Below are 19,811 nucleotides of genomic sequence, written 5' to 3'. Positions count from 1 at the left end.
TTTACCTTGTTACCAACTTTATTACCATCCCACACGAAGAAGGCAGTGTGCTATGGGTTTACTCTACCGTCACGCTTTTTGCGAGGTTTCTGGGCTGGTCCACATCTGTGCCTTTAAGCACGGCAACGTGATACGACAGCAACTGTAACGGCACGGTATACACAATCGGTGCGGTGATTTCGTGTACTTCCGGAAGCTGAATCACGTGGATATTATCTTCCGGCTTTATGTTCGCCGCACGATCCGCAAACACGAATAGCTCGCCGCCTCTGGCACGCACTTCTTCCAGGTTCGATTTCAGCTTCTCGGCCATGTGATTGTTGGGGGCAACCGTAACTACGGGCATTTCGCTGTCCACCAGTGCCAGAGGACCATGCTTTAGCTCGCCTGCGGGATAGGCTTCTGCATGAATATACGAAATCTCTTTCAGCTTCAGCGCGCCTTCCATCGCCACCGGGTACTGAGAACCACGGCCCAGGAACAGGGCATGGTTTTTGTCCATGAAGCGCATGGACATTTCAGCGATTTCACCATCCAGCGCCAGCACGTCGTTCACCTGGCCCGGCACCAAATGTAGCGCTTTGACGATCTCGGCTTCCCGCTCTTCACTCAGGCCATTTTTACGCGCCAGTGCCAAAGTAAATAACAGCAGGGCCGTTAGCTGGGTGGTAAAAGCTTTGGTGGAGGCAACGCCAATTTCGGGGCCGGCCTGGGTCATGATAACCAGGTCTGATTCGCGCACCAGGGTGCTGCCCGGTACGTTGCAGATCGCCAGGGCGGCGCGGAAACCGGCTTTTTTTGCCTGGCGCAGTGCGGCCAGCGTATCGGCGGTTTCACCAGACTGTGAGATACACAAAAACAGGGTGTCTTTCTGGATTACGTGGTTGCGATAGCGAAACTCGGAGGCTACTTCCACGGAGCAAGGCACACCTGCCAGATCTTCAATCCAGTAGCGAGCCACCATGCCAGCGTGGTAGCTGGTACCACAGGCAATGATCTGTACATGGCGAACGTCCTGCAGCAGGTTACCAGCTTCGGTCCCCAGGGCCTGTTCCAATACCTTGGTGGCGGTGACTCGTCCTTCCATGGTGGCCTTGATGACTCTTGGCTGCTCATGAATCTCCTTGAGCATGTAGTGGCGATACTCGCCTTTGTCGGCGGAGTCTGCACTGTGCTCAAAACGGTTGGTGGCGCGCTCAACAAGTGCACCGCTGCGGTCGTGAATTTCAATACGGTCGCGACGGATATCCGCAAGGTCGCCTTCTTCCAGAAAAATGAAGCGGTCGGTTACGGGGAGCAGCGCAAGCTGGTCAGACGCAATGAAGTTTTCACCGATCCCCACGCCGACAACCAGCGGGCTACCTTCACGGCAAACCACCATGTGGTCAGGCTCATCGGCATGCACCACTGCCAGCGCATAGGCACCGCGCAGGCGGGTTACAGAGATCTTCACCGCCTCGTACAGTTTGCCCAGTTCGCGGTAGTTCTTTTCTATCAAGTGCACAACAACTTCTGTGTCCGTCTCAGACGTAAACTTGAAGCCGTCGGCCTTCAGTTCCTCGCGCAGTTCCTGGTAGTTCTCGATGATACCGTTGTGCACGATTGCGAGGCGGTCGCCAGACATGTGTGGGTGAGCATTAAGCTGTGATGGCTCTCCGTGGGTTGCCCAACGGGTGTGAGCAATACCCAGATAACCTGTGAGTGGGTTGGCTTCAATGGCAGCCGCAAGCGAGGCTACCTTGCCCACCTCCCGAGCGCGCTGAACGGCACTCTTGCCATCCAGAACGGCCATACCGGCAGAATCATATCCCCGGTATTCCAAGCGGCGCAGGCCCTCAAGAAGAATGCCCTGAACGTCCCGTTCCGAAACTGCACCTACAATGCCACACATGCTGTCTGTCCTGTTCGTGATAAAAAATCGTGGTAATTACCGGGAGAAAATTACGGTCAGTGTTTTTCCGGTTTTTGCCAGCCGGAGATGTTGCGCTGGCGACCCCGGGCTACGGCCAGTTGCTGCTCAGGCACATCCTTGGTAATCGTAGAGCCAGCACCAACTGTGGCACCTGCAGCAATCGTAACCGGCGCCACAAGCGCGCTGTTGGAGCCTACAAACACACCGTCGCCCAACACGGTTTTGTACTTGTTCACGCCATCATAGTTGCAGGTAATAGTGCCTGCACCTACGTTTACGTTAGCGCCCAGCGTAGCATCACCCACGTAACTCAGGTGGTTAATTTTGCTGCCCTCGCCAACGATGGTGTTTTTTGTTTCAACAAAATTCCCTACCTTGCTGTTAGCTGCCAGTTGCGTGCCTGGCCGCAGGCGAGCAAAGGGCCCAACGTTGGCATTGGGGCCCACATTGCTTTGCTCAATGACGCTGTTGGCATGTATATGGACGCCATCGGCGATATTGCTATCGGTGATGACACAACCGGGACCGATGGATACATGGCTGCCCAGTGTCACCTTGCCATTAAAGACCACATTCACATCGATCAGTATGTCGTTGCCGATGGTGAGTTCACCGCGCACATCCACTCGCGATGGGTCAGCCAGGGTGGCGCCTTCAGTCATCAGGCGCTCTGCTTCCCGGCTTTGATACCAGCGCTCAAGCTCGGCCAGTTGCAGGCGATTGTTCACGCCCTGTACTTCAAACGGGTTGCCCGGCTGAGCCACGTTTACCGTCATGCCAGCCTGAACCGCCATGGCGATAATATCAGTGAGATAATATTCGCCCTGGGCGTTGCTGCTCGATAGCTGGGGAAGCCAGGCTTTCAAGTGGCGCGCACTTACGGCAAGAATGCCTGTGTTGACTTCATTAACAGCCAACTGATCCGGGCTGGCGTCTTTTTGTTCAACGATGGCGGTAACCTGCCCCGCTTGGTCGCGCAAAATACGGCCATAGCCCTGGGGGTTGTCCAGAGTCACCGTTAACAACCCAAGGGTGGTTTCGTCCAGACCCTGCACCAAACCCTGCAGGGTTTGTGCTGTGGTCAGGGGCACATCACCATAAAGCACCAGAACCCTGGCATCGTCAGGCAGCTCAGGCAGTGTTTGAGCGACAGCGTGGCCTGTTCCCAGCTGCTGTTCCTGCATCACCCAGCTTACGCTGTAAGCCTTTGAAGCCTCTCGTACCTGATCAGCCCCGTGGCCAATCACGCCATGTACTTTTTCGGCGCCCAATGTCTGGGCAGTCTCGATCACGTGATGGAGCATCGGCCGCCCTGCCACTTTATGCAGAACCTTCGGCAGCGATGATTTCATCCTTGATCCCTGGCCGGCAGCCAGGATAACAACGTGCAACGGTGACATGGGGCAACAACTCCCTTACGTGGTCGGGGTTCTATATCAATGGTAGTTCACACAACAAAAAAGCCGCACCTCGGAATGGAAGGATGCGGCTTCTTCGATGCAAGCTCTCGCAATCTGTTCTATCGAACGTTTTTGCGCAGCTTTTGCAGGGTGCGTAGCTGAGCAGCCGCTTCGGCCAACTCTGCAGCCGCACGATAGTACTCAAACTCACCCGTCTTGTTCGCCAATGCTGCTTCGGCGTCTTTTTGAGCCTGCACTGCGGCAGCCTCATCAACGTCTTTCGCCCGCACCGCTGTATCGGCCATCAATGTTACAAGATTTGGCTGCACTTCCAGGTATCCCCCGGAAACGTAGAGGATTTCCTCTTCGCCACCTTGTTTGATGATCCGGACTGCCCCCGGCTTAAGCGCGGACAGCAACGGAGCATGGCCAAACTGAATGCCCAACTCACCCTCGGTGCCGGTAGCGATAAGCATCTCTACCAGACCGGAGTAAATCTTCTTCTCAGCGCTTACGACGTCACAATGTACAGTCATAGCCATATCTCTAAGCCTCTTGGGTCAGAAATTGAAAGAGGATTACTTCGCTTCTTTCGCTTTCATGGCCTTCGCTTTTTCGATGGCTTCGTCCATGCCGCCAACCATGTAGAACGCCTGCTCAGGCATATCATCATAGTCACCGGCAAGGATGCCTTCAAAGCTGCTGATGGTCTCTTTCAGAGACACGTACTTGCCAGGTGAACCGGTAAATACTTCAGCAACGTGGAACGGCTGAGACAGGAAACGCTCAATCTTACGAGCACGGGAAACGATCTGCTTGTCTTCTTCAGACAGTTCGTCCATGCCCAGAATGGCGATGATGTCTTTCAGTTCCTTGTAGCGCTGCAGTACGTTCTGCACACCACGGGCAACCGTGTAATGCTGCTGACCAATGATCAGCGGATCCAGCTGACGGGAGGTGGAGTCCAGCGGATCGATCGCAGGGTAGATACCCTTGGAAGCGATGTCACGGCTCAGTACCACAGTCGCATCAAGGTGCGAGAAAGTGGTAGCTGGTGACGGGTCAGTCAAGTCATCCGCCGGTACGTATACCGCCTGAATGGACGTGATAGAACCAGTCTTGGTGGAGGTAATACGCTCCTGCAACTCACCCATTTCCTGGGCCAGAGTCGGCTGATAACCTACCGCTGAGGGCATACGACCCAGCAGTGCAGATACTTCGGTACCGGCCAGGGTGTAACGGTAGATGTTGTCGATAAACAACAGCACGTCACGACCTTCGTCACGGAACTTCTCAGCCATGGTGAGACCGGTCAGGGCAACACGCAAACGGTTTCCTGGCGGCTCGTTCATCTGGCCGTAGACCATCGCTACTTTATCAAGAACGTTAGAGTCCTTCATTTCGTAGTAGAAGTCGTTACCTTCACGAGTCCGCTCACCAACACCTGCGAATACGGAGAGTCCGGAGTGCTCTTTCGCGATGTTGTTGATCAGTTCCATCATGTTAACAGTCTTGCCCACACCGGCGCCGCCGAACAGGCCAACTTTACCACCCTTGGCGAACGGGCAGATCAGGTCGATAACCTTGATACCTGTTTCCAGCAGGTCGGCAGAAGCTGACTGATCTGCATAGCTCGGTGCTTTGCGGTGGATAGCCCAACGCTCTTCTTCACCGATAGGGCCGGCTTCGTCGATAGGACGACCCAAAACGTCCATGATGCGACCCAGAGTCTGGGTGCCCACAGGTACCGAAATCGGCTTGTGTGTGTTTTCTGCTTTCAGGCCACGCTTCAGGCCTTCAGTGCTGCCCATCGCGATGGTGCGAACAACGCCGTCGCCCAGCTGCTGCTGAACTTCCAGTGTAGTTTCGCCACCTTCAAGCAGCAGTGCGTCGTAAATGCCTGGAACGGCGTCACGTGGGAATTCCACGTCGATAACCGCGCCAATGATCTGAACGATGTGTCCGCTACTCATGCTCGGTTCCTCGTTATCTTCATAGTCAATAATACCAGTAGGATTGTGGCGAATCAGACCGATGCCGCGCCGCTCACAATTTCCGAAATCTCTTGCGTAATGGCTGCCTGACGAGCTTTGTTGTATACCAACTGCAGGTCTTTGATAATGTCACCGGCGTTATCGGTAGCACTCTTCATGGCAATCATTCGGGAGGCCTGTTCGCAAGCCAGGTTCTCTACCACGCCCTGATACACTTGGGACTCAATATAGCGTGGCAGTAGCCCGTCGAGAATCGGACGTGCATCCGGCTCGTAAATGTAATCCCACTGGGTACCGATATCTTCTTCGATGCCTTCCGGCAGCGGCAGTAGCTGCTCTGATTTCGGCAGTTGCGTCATGGTGTTGACGAATTCGTTGCTCACCAGATACAGGCGGTCAATCTTGCCCTCACTGAAAGCATCGAGCATCACCTTGACGTTACCGATCAGAACTTCCGCGCTGGGATCGTCACCGATGTGTGTCAGTGCCGCGACCACGTTGCCACCGTAGCTGCGGAAAAATGAAGCGCCTTTCTGCCCGATAGCACAGAGGTCAATCGCAACATTTTTGTCTTTCCATTCACGCATTTCGCGCACGAGCAATTTGAACGCATTGGAGTTCAAACCACCGCACAATCCGCGGTCGGAGGAGATAACGATGTAGCCTACACGTTTCACCTCACGCTCAATCATGAACGGATGACGGTAATCCTTATTGGACTTGGCAATGTGTCCAATTACCTGGCGCATCTTCTCCGCATAAGGCCGCGTAGCCCGCATGCGTTCCTGAGCTTTACGCATTTTACTCGCCGCAACCATTTCCATGGCGCTGGTGATTTTTTGCGTGCTCTTGATGCTGCCGATCTGGTTACGTATTTCTTTTCCGATGGCCATAGATCACTGCCCTTTCAAGTTAGACACTCATTTGGACCTGCAAGCCCGCCGCAGCGGGCCAGCGGTGTTACCAGGTTTGAGTGGTCTTGAATTTCTCCAGCGCAGCTTTAAGACCTGCGGCAACGTCATCGTTGTAGTTGCCTTCGGCACCGATCTTCTCAAGCAGTTCTTTTTGCTCTGAACGCAACCAATCCAACAACTGGGCTTCAAACTGAACAACTTTGGCGACGTCTACGTCATCAAGGAAGCCTTCGTTAGCTGCGAACAGAACACTACCCATTTCAGCCACAGTCATTGGGCTGTACTGGTTCTGCTTCATCAGTTCAGTAACACGCTGACCGTGCTCGAGCTGCTTACGTGTCGCGTCATCCAGATCCGAAGCAAACTGCGCAAACGCTGCCAGCTCGCGATACTGAGCCAGCGCCAGACGGATGTTACCGCCCAGTTTCTTCATGATCTTGGTCTGAGCTGCACCACCTACCCGAGATACCGAAATACCAGCGTTCATCGCCGGACGGATGCCGGAGTTGAACAGGTTGGTCTCAAGGAAGATCTGACCGTCGGTAATGGAGATTACGTTGGTCGGTACGAAAGCCGAAACGTCACCAGCCTGGGTTTCGATGATTGGCAGTGCGGTCAAAGAACCGGTCTTGCCTTTCACTTCACCGTTGGTGAACTTTTCAACGTAGTCCGCGTTTACGCGGGATGCACGCTCCAGAAGACGGGAGTGCAGATAGAAAACGTCACCAGGATAAGCTTCACGACCTGGTGGACGACGCAGCAGAAGGGAGATCTGACGGTAAGCAACAGCCTGCTTTGACAGGTCATCGTATACAATCAGGGCATCTTCACCGCGGTCACGGAAGTATTCACCCATGGTGGTACCGGAGTACGGTGCCAGGAACTGCATCGCGGCCGGGTCTGCGGCGCCAGCGGCAATCACAATGGTGTGATCCATCGCACCATGCTCTTCAAGCTTGCGCACAACCGCAGCAATCGAAGACTGCTTCTGGCCAATGGCAACATAGATACACTTGATGCCGGAGTTCTTCTGGTTGATGATCGCGTCGATGGCGACAGCTGTCTTACCAATCTGACGGTCACCAATGATCAGCTCACGCTGGCCGCGGCCAACCGGAACCATGGTATCGATCGCTTTCATACCAGTCTGGATCGGCTGATCAACAGACTGACGCTCGATAACACCCGGTGCTACCTTCTCAACGGGATCGGTCAGGGTAGTACCCAGCTCGCCTTTGCCGTCGATCGGGTTACCCAGACCGTCAACAACGCGACCAAGCAATTCCGGACCAACAGGCACTTCAAGAATACGGCCGGTACAACGAACTTTCTGGCCTTCAGCCAGACCTTCATAGTCGCCCAGTACTACGGCACCGACAGAGTCGCGCTCAAGGTTCAGCGCCATGCCGTATGTGCCGTTAGCAAATTCGATCATTTCGCCGGACATTACGTCGGCAAGGCCGTGAATCAGCACAATACCATCTGCAACAGACAGGATAGTGCCTTCGTTTTTTGCTTCAGAAGAGATATCGAGCTTTTCGATTCTCTTTTTAATGATGTCACTGATCTCGGATGGATTCAGTTGCTGCATGCCTTTGTCCTCAAACCTTTTGCTGAAATCAGGAGCCCAGAGCTTTAGCCATTTTGGCCAGCTTGCCACGGACTGAAGCGTCAATAACCAAATCGCCGGTATTTACCACCACGCCGCCAATCAACGAACGATCAACAGCGGTTTCCAGGGCGACTTTACGCTCCAGTTTCCTGGACAATGCTTCTGCCAGCTTTTGCTGCTCTTCCGGAGTCATTTCAAACGCAGTACTTACCTTCATGTTTACCGTGCGCTCAAGTTCTGCGCGGTAGAAGGTGAACAGGGTTGAAATTTCCGGCAGCAACGCCAGACGCTTGTTTTCAGCAAGAATCAACAGGAAGTTTCTGAGCGCTTCGGGCATCTGTTCTTCAGCAGTATCGAAAAACAGCTCTGCCTTGCGTTGCTCAGACAGGCCAGGATTGGCCAGAATTTTCTTCACAGCGCCGTCAGCTGCCAGCATACCAACAAGAGCAAGAGCCTGATCCCAGGATCCAACGGCGTCTCGCTCTTTCGCGGCTTCAAAAACGGCTTTTGCGTAGGGCCGGGCTAACGTAGTCAGTTCTGCCATGGGACCCTCGCTTAGAGTTGTGCTGCCAGCTTGTCCAGCATCTCGCTGTGAGCTTTGGCATCGACAGAGGTTTCCAGAATCTTCTCGGCACCGGCAATGGCAAGCAATGCCACTTCAGTTCTTAGTGCGTCGCGAGCCTGAACACGCTCCTGTTGAATTTCCGCTCGGGCTTGCTCAATGAGCTTTTCGCCTTCTTTGCGGGCATCGTCTTTGGACGCTTCCACAATCTGAGCGGCACGCTTGTTGGCCTGATCAATCAGAACGGAAGCTTCTTCTTTGGCTTGCTGCATTTGCTGGGCGGCTTTCTCCTGAGCAAGCTCAAGGTCCAGTGAAGCCCGGTCAGCAGCGGAAAGACCATCAGCAATCTTCTTCTGGCGCGCTTGCATGGCAGCCGTAATAGGCGGCCAAACATATTTCACGCAGAACCAGACGAAAATAGCGAAGGCAATCGATTGCCCTATCAACGTAAGGTTTATATTCACGGCAATATACCTCTTGCTATTCGTTGCGTGCTGGAGACCAAAAAACCGGGCGCCAGGCTCTGTTTACAAGAGCAGCGCCCGCATTATTGGGCTGATTAGCCAGCAACAACGAAGATCAGGTACATCGCGATACCAACACCGATCATTGGAACGGCGTCCAGCAGACCAGCCATGATGAAGGTTTTAACCTGCAGCTGGTTAGCCATTTCTGGCTGACGGGCTGTAGCTTCAAGCAGTTTGCCGCCCAGAATACCGAAGCCAATACCGGTGGCCAGTGCGCCCATACCGATGATGATCGCTGCTGCAATATATACCATTTCCATTGAGAACTCCTCAGTTTTTCAGATAGTTAAGGGTTTGCTTTTTAACGGGTAAATCAGTGATCTTCGTGCGCCGCTGCAAGATAAACTATTGTCAGCATTGTGAAAATAAATGCCTGCAGCGGAATTACCAGAATATGGAAAATTGCCCAGGGCAGGTTCAGTGTCCACTGTGCCCAGAACGGCAACAGTGCGATCAGGATAAACACTACTTCGCCAGCATACATGTTACCGAACAGACGCAGTGCCAGACTGATAGGCTTCACTACCAGAACCAGAACTTCCAATACCAGGTTTACAGGAATCAGAGCCCAGTGATTAAAAGGCTGCATGCTCAGCTCTTTGGCGAAACCGGTAATACCTTTCACTTTCAGGCTGTAGAAGATGATTAGCAGGAAAACGCCTATGGAAATACCAAAGGTGGCGTTGGGATCGGTCGTCGGGACAATCTTGAAGTACTCAAGACCCATAGCCGAAGCCAGCATGGGCACGTAGTCTACCGGGATGAACTTGAGCATGTTCATCAGCAAAATCCACACGAAAATGGTCAGCGCCAGCGGTGCAATCATCGGGTTGCGGGCATGGAAGCCATCGCGCACCAGGTTTTCGATAAATTCTACAGTGACTTCCACCAGATTCTGCAAAGCGCCCGGCACACCGGTAGTGACACGCGTTGCGACATAGCGGAAAAGTCCCAGAAACAGGAGACCCATTGCAATGGACCAGCCCAAAGTGTCCACATGGACAGCCATGAACCCCATATCGGAGGCTTCCTGCGCGGTGCGGGCGAAGGTCCATGCGGACTCGCTCATCACGCTGCCATCAAATCGCTCGTAGCCAGCTTCAAGCTTGCCATAGGTCAGATTCTGGAGGTGGTGCTTTATATACTCTACTGGGGTATCAGCCATTCTGCTCTCGTCCAGTCATCGCCGTGGTTTAGGCCGTATCAGCCAGCGCAATGCGCCACCTGCCAGGACCATCACAGCAAAAGTGAATAACAGAGCCGGTACATGTACCGGCTCCATTAAAGTGAAAACGGCCGCGAAGAAAACTGCGGTAAGGGCGATTTTAGTGGATTCCGCCCGAAACAAATTCCCCACCATCAGATGCGCGTTACGTGCGCCCTGGTAACGATAAACCCGGTGTACAAACCAGGCGTTCGGCACTATAAATATAAGACCGCCAACAAAAGCGGAATAACCGGCCAAAGGACTGTGCAGTAACCATAAGAGACTGAAAACACTCAGCCCTGTAAACTCCATGATCAGCCAGCGGGCCAACGGAACCTTGGTGATTCGAGATTGCCGAGGTTTCATATCACCGCCATAATTCCAATCGCGCGAAATTATATGTTTTAAGCACTTGTTGTTCAACCAGACTCTGCACTAAACCTGGCTGGTTTTTCGTCACATCGGGATTGAGAACTGCTATTTATCACACACCTAGTGGGTCCCGCCCTTTGCGGTCACGACATCTGGTGGTTAGTGGCTTTCAGTCAGAATTCCGAATTTATTTTCAATTAACGGATATGGCCCAGAATACCGTCCAACTCATCCAGTGAACTGTACTCAATAACCAGCTTGCCTTTACCCCGCTGACCATGGGCAATGGATACTTTTGCTCCCAGACGCTCCGCAAGATCATCCTGCAGGGCACGTATATTGGGATCAATGGCGCCTGGCTTTGCCGGTTTTCCAGCGCCGGCTTCCTGCTGCAGCCGGCGAACAAGGGCTTCAGTCTGGCGCACCGACAAGGATTTGGCGACAACCTGTTTGGCCACCTGCATCTGCTGTTCCGGCGTGAGTGTCAGCATGGCCCGGCCGTGGCCCATTTCGAGATCGCCGTGCTCCAGCATCAAGCGCACATCTTCGGTTAGCCCAATCAGTCGCAGCAGGTTTGTGATGGTGGAACGGGACTTACCCACAGCTTCCGCTACCTGGGCCTGAGTAAGGCCGAACTCGTCCTGCAAGCGCTGGAGCGCGAAGGCCTCTTCTATAGGATTGAGGTTTTCACGCTGAATGTTCTCGATGAGCGCCATGGCAATGGCGGCTTCGTCGGGAACATCCCGGATGATGGCAGGGATGCTGTCGAGCTCCGCCATTTGGGTAGCCCGCCAGCGGCGCTCACCGGCAATCAGCTCGTAGCGGCCTTCCGCAATGGGACGAATAACAACGGGCTGCATCACCCCTTGCTGGCGAATGGAGTCTGCCAGCTCCTGCAGAGCGGCTGGATCCATGTCACGGCGTGGCTGAAAACGGCCGCGCTGGATCAGATCGATAGGAACCTGCCGCAACTCACCGTCATGGTTTTTCAGCTCCTGATCCAGGTTCACCCTGGAGCCGGCCAGCAGGGCTCCCAGCCCGCGCTCGCCCAATCCTCGTTTCTTCGCCGCCATGGTGTCAGTCATTCTTCCCGTTGATAGTCGTTGTGCTTCTTTATTAAGAGAGACCAGCCACTATGTTACACCGCAACCGGAGCCGATGTCTTTTTCACCCCGTGGCGACGCACCATTTCACCGGCCAGCGCCAGGTAAGCAATCGCACCCTTGGAGGTTTTGTCATACTTTAATGCGGGCATGCCATAGCTGGGCGCTTCCGCAAGACGCACGTTACGGGGAATTACCGCACGGTACACCTTGTCTCCGAAATACTCTGTAAGCTGGCCAGACACATCCAGCGTGAGACTGTTCCGGGGGTCGTACATGGTCCTGAGGATGCCCTCGATCTCCAGATTCGGGTTAACCGTCTCCTTGATCTGCTCCACGGTATTCATCAGTGCAGCCAGACCTTCCAGAGCGTAGTACTCACACTGCATGGGAATAAGTACTGAATCAGCGGCAGACAGAGCGTTCACCGTTAACAGGCTGAGTGAGGGCGGGCAATCGATCAGAATGTAATCGTAGTTGTCTCGAACGCCATTGATGGCAAGCCTGAGCCGATGCTCCCGGCCAATCTCGTTCATCAGCTCAACTTCAGCGGCGGTCAGATCGCCATTGGACGGCATGATGTCATAGCCGGAGGCCTCTGCAGGAATAATCACCTCGGCAGCGGTCGCACGCTTGGTAAGCAAGTCGTAGCCCGATAGTTCCAGGGAGCTTTTGTCAACACCACTGCCCATGGTGGCGTTGCCCTGGGGATCCATATCCACCAGCAGAACCCGGCGCCTGGTGGCGGCCAGTGAGGCTGCAAGATTGACGCAGGTAGTGGTTTTGCCCACACCACCTTTTTGATTGGTCACTGCAATCACGCGCGCCATGTCTCGCCTCCTTGTTAATGAATACCGCTGCCGAATACTGTTGCGAGTACTGGGTTTTTTCTGGTTAGAGTTGCTCTGACCGACCCAGGACCAGCAGGTGTCTCTCGCCGCCAGCGCCGGGAACGCCAAGAGTATGCGTGGATGATACCTGCCAACCCGCTGGAAGGGCAGCCACCTCATCATCCGGATACTGGCCTTTCATGGCAAGGAAGCTGCCATTGTGCGCCAGCAGGTCGCCACACCAGGCCACCAGGTTATCCAAGGCGGTAAACGCACGGCTGCTGATCTGGCTATATGGCTGTTCCGGCTTGCAGTCTTCGGCACGGCCATGGATAACATCCACGTTTTTGAGGCCCAGCTCCAGTACACACTGATTCAGAAAGCGGGTTTTCTTGCCGTTGCTGTCCAGCAGGGTGAAGCGCGTTTCCGGCATCACAATAGCCAAAGGAATTCCCGGCAGGCCACCGCCGGCACCCACATCGAGAAGATGTTCCGTGGTTACCCAAGGCAGAATACTGAGGCTGTCGAGCAACTGTCGGGAAACCATCTCCCCCTCGTTGCGCACAGCCGTGAGGTTGTATGCCTTGTTCCACTTGTTAAGCAGAGCAAGAAATGCCAACAGCTGTTGTTGCTTGTGGTCATCGAGGGAGAGCTGCATGTGCCCCAGCCCTTCCCGGAGTTGGCGCTGCCAGAGAGTTTGAGTCATGGCAGCATTCAGGCGCTCTGCTTGCGCAATAACTCGCGCTTTTTCAGGTTTACCAGAATCTGCGAGATCGCAGCCGGCGTTACACCCTGGATTCGCGATGCCTGGGCAACGGTTTCCGGTCGAACCTCTTTCAGTTTCTGCTTGATCTCATTCGACAGCCCGCCGATGGCATCGTAATCAAGGTCGATAGGCAGCGCCGTGTTCTCATTCCGGCGTAAACGCTCGATTTCATCGGTCTGGCGCGAAATGTAGCCTTCGTACTTGATCTCGATTTCCACCTGTTCCGCCACAACCGGGTCTTCCGATTGCGCGGCCCCAATCTCCGCTACGTGGCTGTATGCAATTTCCGGGCGGCGAAGCAACTCAGCCAGGGTGTGGTCCCGGGTCATGGGTTGCTTGAGAAAGTTATTGGCACGTTCACCCGCTTCAGTTGCAGGGTGTATCCTGGTGGTCTCCAGACGCTTGCGCTCTGTCGCAATGGCCTCAAACTTGGCATTGAATTTTTGCCAACGCTCGTCGTTCACCAGGCCCAGCTTGCGGCCAGTTTCGGTGAGACGCAGATCAGCATTGTCTTCACGGAGGATAAGCCGGTATTCCGCGCGGCTGGTGAACATGCGGTAAGGCTCTTTGGTCCCCATGGTGATCAGATCGTCCACCAGCACCCCGAGATAGGCTTCATCGCGGCGCGGATACCATTCGCTCTTTTCCTGCGCCCGCAGGGCGGCGTTGATACCCGCCAGCAAACCCTGGGCACCGGCTTCTTCATAGCCGGTGGTACCGTTGATCTGGCCAGCGAAATAGAGGCCCTGGATAAACTTGGTTTCCAGAGTGTGGCGCAGATCCTGGGGGTTCAGATAGTCGTATTCAATGGCATAACCGGGTCGCGTGATATGGGCGTTTTCGAAACCCGGAATGGAACGCACTGCCGCCAGCTGAATATCAAATGGCAAGCTGGTGGATATGCCATTCGGGTATAGTTCGTTGGTGGTCAGGCCTTCTGGCTCTACAAAAATCTGATGCGAGTCCTTGTCGGCAAAGCGGTTAACCTTGTCTTCAATCGACGGGCAATAGCGCGGCCCGACACCTTCAATGTTGCCGGCAAACATGGGCGAGCGATCAAAGCCGCTGCGAATAATATCGTGGGTCTGCTCGGTGGTGCGGGTAACGTAGCAGCACACTTGCTCAGGATGCTGGTCCCGGTTGCCAATAAACGACATCACTGGTGCTGGGTTGTCGCCCCACTGCTCCTGCATAACTGAAAAATCAACACTGCGAGCATCAATACGCGGTGGTGTGCCGGTTTTCAGGCGGCCCACGTTAAACGGCAATTCCCGCAACCGCTGAGCCAGCGCGTTGGCTGGAGCATCGCCGGCACGGCCGCCGGAATGCTGCTGCATGCCAATGTGGATAACGCCGCCGAGAAAGGTGCCGGTTGTCAGCACAACGGTTTTGGCGTTAAACCGGATGCCTGTCTGGGTCACCACGCCGGTTACCTGATCGTTTTCCACAATCAGGTCATCTGCAGCCTGCTGAAACAAGGTGAGGTTTGGCTCGCTTTCGAGAACCTGGCGAATGACTGCCTTATACAGAACCCGGTCAGCCTGAGCACGGGTAGCCCGTACAGCCGGGCCTTTGCGGCTATTGAGTACCCGGAACTGTATGCCCGCCAGATCCGTGGCCTGTGCCATAGCGCCGCCAAGGGCATCAATTTCCTTCACCAGATGGCTTTTGCCAATGCCACCGATGGCCGGGTTACAGGACATCTGCCCGAGGGTTTCAATGTTGTGGGTCAGCAGCAGGGTTTGCGAGCCCATGCGCGCGGCCGCAAGCGCAGCTTCGGTACCGGCATGGCCACCACCAATGACAATTACATCGAAACGGGTCGGAAAATCCACAGCTCACCTCGGAAATCGGGGGATAAAAACAGGGCCGGGAGTATAACGTTTCACCCGGAAAAATGCAGTCAGAATGTGCAAATTTTAACCAGAAGCACCTACGGATGGCAGCCAACACCCGAAAAATAACTGTTCAGCTACCCTTCCAATGAAGTGGAAAACCGAAATCATCAGGTTTTCATAGGCTTGGGCAGCTCTCCTCAAATAGTTTTCAATAAAGTTATCCACAAATCTGTTGCTTATCAAGAGCCTTGTATTGACAAGCAACCCGTTGTTTTAAAAGGTATTAGTAAAAACTATCCAAAGCTTGTCCGCAGCTTATCCAATTAATTATCCACAGGCTCTTATCCTGTCCGCCGTCTCAACCGCCACACCGCGATAAGCACCAGCCCATTAGCCGATGACAACAGCAAGAAGAAGCCCGGAATGCTTACATCCAGAACCCCGAGCACAAGGATACCTGTGAGCGCGCTCGCAACCATGAACAGCGCATTGATTACATTGAGAGCCGCAATGATTTGCGCCCGTTTATTTTGAGGGGTTTCATGCTGGATAAATGCGTAAAGGGGCACAATGAACAACCCGCCACAAACCCCGATGCCCACCAGATCGAGCAATACCCGGATGTAAGCCGGGTCGGTCATCAGAGTCCACCAGGTAGAAGGCTCCGGGCTTGCCGGTACTGCAAAGAACAGATCTATCCCTAACAGAGTCAGGCCAAGTGCGCCCCAGGGAACAGGGGCAAGAGTGATGCGATGTCGCGTAAGGCGCTCACACATCATCGATCCGATCGATATGCCCACAATAAACATGGATAGCAGAAGTGTGACCACAGTTTCATCACCCCGCAGATTACTCAGGGCAAAATTGGGAAACTGGGTGAGATAGGCTGCACCAAGAAACCAGAACCAGGAAATGGCGAGAATCGCCCAGAGTACCGGCTTGCGCTCGGCGGCCACACTCATGAGGTTCCAGGTTTCCAAAACAGGGCGGAAGCGAACTGCCTGCCCGTTGCTGACAACTCCGGTGTCTGGCACTTGTCTTGCGGCAATATAGCCCAGAACCGCCATCACCAGTACGCTTGTGGCCGTCAGCTTTGCGGCCCCCTCAAGCCCCATAAGCAAACCGGCTGCTATGGTGCCGAGCAAAATCGCCACGAAGGTGCCCATGCTCACAAGGCCATTGCCGCCCACCAGTTCATCATCTCCAAGCACTTGGGGCAAAATGGCGTACTTCACCGGCCCGAAAAACGTAGATTGGGCCCCCATCAGGAACAGCAACGCCAGGAGCCCTTCGTACCAACCAATCCAGAGTGCCAGGGTGGCCAGTACCATAATGGCTATCTCAGCCAGTTTTACCTTGCGGATTATGGCGGCTTTTTCATAGCTATCCGCCATCTGCCCGGCAATGCCGGAAAACAGAAAGAACGGCAAAATAAACAGAAACGCAGCCAGATTGATTACCGTGTTCACAGATAGCCCCATCAAGCCCGTGGTCTTGTAGGCAATCAGCAACAGGAGTGCGCTTTTATAGAGGTTGTCGTTAAACGCCCCGGAAAACTGAGTGAGGTAAAACGGCAAAAATCGACGCTGTCCCAGTAGGCGGAACTGGCTGGATATGGCCATGAAAACATCCGGATTGTAGGGTCATGCCAGCCCGCTCATTAATCGATCGAACTGGCTTGGGATAAAGATGCTTGACGCTCCAGCTCATGTTCAATCGCATTGGCGGATTTCGCAAAGCCGGCCAGCAGATTGTATAGCACCGGAATGATAAACAACGTAAGCGTGGTCGCAAAAATCAGCCCACCCAGAATCACCATACCAATTGCTGCACGGCTTTCTGCGCCTGCGCCCGTGGCAACCACCAGAGGCACTGCACCGAAGACTGTGGATATAGTGGTCATCAATACCGGCCGGAAGCGCAAGGATGCTCCCGCCAGAATTGCCTCTTTAACCGCGTAGCCTTCATCTCGCAGCTGGTTGGCAAACTCCACAATCAATATGCCGTTCTTCGACATCAGCCCCAGCAGCATAATGATCCCGATCTGGCTATATATGTTCAAGCTGATGCCGCTCCACCACAATGCCAGCAGCGCGCCGGTTACTGCCAATGGCACAGGGAGCATGATGATCAGCGGATGAATCCAGCTTTCAAACTGGGCCGCCAGCACGAGGAACACGATAATGAAGGCCAAACCAAAGGTGACATAAATCGCTGAAGAGGATTCCTGAAACTCCCGGCTCAACCCCTGGTAGCTCAACCTGGCCTCTGAAGGCAGGCTGTCTACCGCCAAGGTGTTCAGATAGGTCAGTGCGGAGCCAAGATCGTAGCCATCTGCCAGAGATCCGCTGATAACCACGGCAGGCAGGCGATCTATGCGCCGAAGATCGGGGTTAGCCCCTTTCTCGGTGATTGAAACCAGTGCCTGCAGTGGAATCAGGTCGCCACCTTCTCTGGGGCGCAAGAATATCTGGCCCAGATCCGATGGGGTGGCACGGCTGGCATCATCTGCCTGCATTATGACATCGTACTCGCGGCCACGTTCCAGATAGGTGGTTACCTTCCGTGACGCCAACATGGTTTGCAGTGTAAGGCCCACATCTTCAATGGTAATGTCCAGATCTGCTGCTCGTTCGCGATCAATGGCAACACTGAGCTCCGGCCGGGTGAGTTCAAAATCGGTTTGCAGGTTCAACAGGTTGGGGTTTTCCTTGGCCCGCTCTACCAGTTCGTCACTCCAGGCTTGTACGGATTCATAGTCCGGCCCGGCAACCACGAACTCTACCGGTTGGCTAAAGCCACGCTGCCCCAGCCCTGGCGGATTAATGGCCGCCATGCGAATACCGGAAATATCATCAAACTTTTTTCGAATCTCGCTGGTAACCTGCTGCTGCTTGACCTCCCGCTCGTCCCAAGGGGCCAACCCCATAATAATAAACGCGCTGTCTTCCCGCTCGCGGAAGCCGACAATGGACAACATGCGGCTGGCCGGTCCATCTTCCAGAAAAGGCATCAGCTTTTCTTCTGCCTGCTTTACATAGTGATCGGTGTACTGAACGGTAGCACCCCGAGGCGCATTGGCGGGCATAATAATCGTGCCCCTGTCCTCAATAGGTGCCAGTTCCTGAGGCAGTTTCGGGTATATCACAACTGCCACAACCAAACCTACCAGACCAATGCCCAGCACCAGGCCCGCTTGATTGAGTGAAAACTTCAGCAGCCGCTCATATCCACTGGTGAGTCCGTTAAGCACCTTCTCGATGATGGCCCAAAAACCACGCCCTTCCCCACTTTCCGGGCTGGGCTTTAACCATTTGGAGCAAAGCATGGGTGCCAGAGTCAGTGCCACCAAACTGGACACAACAACTGCCGCCGCAAGAGTGAAACCAAACTCCGCAAACAGCCGGCCTATGTTGCCGCCCATAAACGAAATGGGTACAAACACGGCAACCAGAGTCAGTGTGGTGGCAATTACCGCAAAGGCTACTTGCCTGGCACCGCGATAGGCCGCCAGCAGTGGTGGCTCGCCTTTATCAATTCGGCGCTGGATGTTTTCAAGCATTACAATGGCGTCGTCCACCACCAGGCCAATGGCGAGTATAACTGCCAGCAAGGTGAGCACGTTGATGGAGAAGCCCAAAAAGCCGAGGCCGATAAAGGCACCGATTACCGCTACCGGAATAGTTACTGCCGGAATCAGCGTAGCGCGCCAGGAGCGCAGGAACAGGAATATCACCAGGATGACCAACGACACGGCAATCGCCAGGGTGATCATTACCTCGCGAATGGAGGCGCGAATAAAAACAGATTCGTCGTAGCTTTCAGTGATGCTTATTTCCGGTGGCAGGGTTTCCCGTATTTTATCCAGCTCGCCCCGGACAGCATCTGATACTGCCACGGTATTGGCCTTGGACTGACGAATAATACCCATGCCAATGGCTGTTTGGCCGTTGGCCCGCAAGCGCCCGATATCGGATTCTACACCCATAACCACATCGGCGACCTCTCCGAGGCGCAGCAGTTGATTGCCATCTCGCCGAACCACTAATTCGCGGAATTCTTCAACCGTCGCCAGCCTGCCTTCAGCCCGCACGGTAAAGTTACGTGTGGAGGAATCTACCGAACCGGCGGGTAGTTCTACGTTGTTAGCGCGCAAGGCACGCTCTACCTCGGCCACAGTGATATCGCGAGCCGCCAGACGTTCCCGGTCGAGCCACACGCGAATGGCATAACGGCGCTCACCACCAATTCGCACATCGGCAACGCCATCGACCACGGCCAACCGGTCTGCCAGAACCCGGTCGGCGTAATCACTCATCTGGGCTGAATCCCAAACATCGCTGCGCAGGGTCACCCACATCATGGGTCGGGCATCGGAATCCGCTTTGCGCACCACGGGTGGATCTGCTTCATCCGGCAACTGGTTGTTTACTCGCGAAATTGCATCGCGCACATCGTTGGCGGCAATGTCCACATCCCGGCTGGGGGAAAACTCAATAGTGGTATAAGACCCACCCTGGCGGGTGGACGACTGGATAGAACGAATTCCTTCTATACCGCTGATGGCACCTTCGATGATCTGAGTAATCTGGGTATCAACCACCTCAGCGGCCGCACCCGTATAGTTGGTCGAAACGGATACCACGGGTGGGTCAATGTCGGGGTATTCACGCACGGGCAGGCCAAACAAAGCGGCCAAACCAAACACGACAATCAACAGGCTGAGAACCGTGGCAAATACCGGGCGTTTGATGGAAATATCTGAAAGAATCAC

The 19,811-nt window shown here is 54.4% G+C and carries 17 protein-coding genes; all 17 read right to left on the bottom strand.

Going from position 1 to position 19,811, the window contains the following annotated elements:
• Positions 1-58: 58 nt before the first annotated feature.
• Complete coding sequence (gene glmS, locus FE848_RS05015) at positions 59-1,891, bottom strand: glutamine--fructose-6-phosphate transaminase (isomerizing) (RefSeq protein WP_200201639.1); 1,833 nt, start codon at positions 1,889-1,891, stop codon at positions 59-61.
• 56 nt (positions 1,892-1,947) lie between these two features.
• Entirely contained in the window at positions 1,948-3,312 is a 1,365-nt protein-coding gene (gene glmU, locus FE848_RS05010; protein ID WP_200201638.1) for a bifunctional UDP-N-acetylglucosamine diphosphorylase/glucosamine-1-phosphate N-acetyltransferase GlmU, read from the bottom strand.
• 119 nt (positions 3,313-3,431) lie between these two features.
• The gene (locus FE848_RS05005; RefSeq protein ID WP_100687617.1) at positions 3,432-3,854 is read right to left on the bottom strand and encodes a F0F1 ATP synthase subunit epsilon; all 423 of its coding nucleotides are present in this window, start codon (positions 3,852-3,854) and stop codon (positions 3,432-3,434) included.
• Positions 3,855-3,890: 36 nt separating this feature from the next.
• Positions 3,891-5,285, bottom strand: a complete 1,395-nt coding sequence (gene atpD / locus FE848_RS05000; RefSeq protein ID WP_200201637.1) for a F0F1 ATP synthase subunit beta — start codon at positions 5,283-5,285, stop codon at positions 3,891-3,893.
• Positions 5,286-5,338: 53 nt separating this feature from the next.
• Positions 5,339-6,199, bottom strand: a complete 861-nt coding sequence (atpG, locus tag FE848_RS04995; protein ID WP_200201636.1) for a F0F1 ATP synthase subunit gamma — start codon at positions 6,197-6,199, stop codon at positions 5,339-5,341.
• A 67-nt stretch (positions 6,200-6,266) separates the two neighbouring features.
• Positions 6,267-7,811, bottom strand: a complete 1,545-nt coding sequence (gene atpA / locus FE848_RS04990; RefSeq protein ID WP_200201635.1) for a F0F1 ATP synthase subunit alpha — start codon at positions 7,809-7,811, stop codon at positions 6,267-6,269.
• 28 nt (positions 7,812-7,839) lie between these two features.
• Positions 7,840-8,376: a F0F1 ATP synthase subunit delta gene (locus tag FE848_RS04985; RefSeq protein WP_200201634.1), complete on the bottom strand. Its 537-nt coding sequence runs from the start codon at positions 8,374-8,376 to the stop codon at positions 7,840-7,842.
• Positions 8,377-8,387: 11 nt separating this feature from the next.
• Positions 8,388-8,858 (bottom strand): F0F1 ATP synthase subunit B, encoded by a 471-nt coding sequence (locus FE848_RS04980; protein WP_200201633.1) that lies wholly within the window; start codon positions 8,856-8,858, stop codon positions 8,388-8,390.
• 95 nt (positions 8,859-8,953) lie between these two features.
• On the bottom strand, positions 8,954-9,181 hold the full coding sequence (atpE, locus tag FE848_RS04975; protein WP_200201632.1) for a F0F1 ATP synthase subunit C: 228 nt from the start codon (positions 9,179-9,181) through the stop codon (positions 8,954-8,956).
• Positions 9,182-9,234: 53 nt separating this feature from the next.
• Complete coding sequence (gene atpB / locus FE848_RS04970; RefSeq protein WP_200201631.1) at positions 9,235-10,086, bottom strand: F0F1 ATP synthase subunit A; 852 nt, start codon at positions 10,084-10,086, stop codon at positions 9,235-9,237.
• A 15-nt stretch (positions 10,087-10,101) separates the two neighbouring features.
• Complete coding sequence (locus FE848_RS04965) at positions 10,102-10,494, bottom strand: ATP synthase subunit I (RefSeq protein WP_200201630.1); 393 nt, start codon at positions 10,492-10,494, stop codon at positions 10,102-10,104.
• 203 nt (positions 10,495-10,697) lie between these two features.
• Positions 10,698-11,573, bottom strand: coding sequence for a ParB/RepB/Spo0J family partition protein (locus FE848_RS04960; protein ID WP_200201699.1), 876 nt, complete (start codon positions 11,571-11,573; stop codon positions 10,698-10,700).
• Between the two features lie 65 nt (positions 11,574-11,638).
• Entirely contained in the window at positions 11,639-12,433 is a 795-nt protein-coding gene (locus tag FE848_RS04955; protein WP_200201629.1) for a ParA family protein, read from the bottom strand.
• Positions 12,434-12,497: 64 nt separating this feature from the next.
• On the bottom strand, positions 12,498-13,139 hold the full coding sequence (gene rsmG / locus FE848_RS04950) for a 16S rRNA (guanine(527)-N(7))-methyltransferase RsmG (protein WP_200201628.1): 642 nt from the start codon (positions 13,137-13,139) through the stop codon (positions 12,498-12,500).
• 8 nt (positions 13,140-13,147) lie between these two features.
• Positions 13,148-15,034: a tRNA uridine-5-carboxymethylaminomethyl(34) synthesis enzyme MnmG gene (gene mnmG, locus FE848_RS04945; protein WP_200201627.1), complete on the bottom strand. Its 1,887-nt coding sequence runs from the start codon at positions 15,032-15,034 to the stop codon at positions 13,148-13,150.
• Between the two features lie 344 nt (positions 15,035-15,378).
• Positions 15,379-16,659: an MFS transporter gene (locus tag FE848_RS04940; protein WP_200201626.1), complete on the bottom strand. Its 1,281-nt coding sequence runs from the start codon at positions 16,657-16,659 to the stop codon at positions 15,379-15,381.
• 38 nt (positions 16,660-16,697) lie between these two features.
• Positions 16,698-19,811: an efflux RND transporter permease subunit gene (locus FE848_RS04935; protein WP_200201625.1), complete on the bottom strand. Its 3,114-nt coding sequence runs from the start codon at positions 19,809-19,811 to the stop codon at positions 16,698-16,700.

Origin of the sequence: Marinobacter sp. 1-3A (genome assembly GCF_016597775.1) — a bacterium.
GTDB lineage: Bacteria > Pseudomonadota > Gammaproteobacteria > Pseudomonadales > Oleiphilaceae > Marinobacter > Marinobacter xiaoshiensis.
The sequence above is the reverse complement of the archived record's forward strand: the minus strand, read 5'-3'. Positions and strand labels throughout refer to the sequence as shown.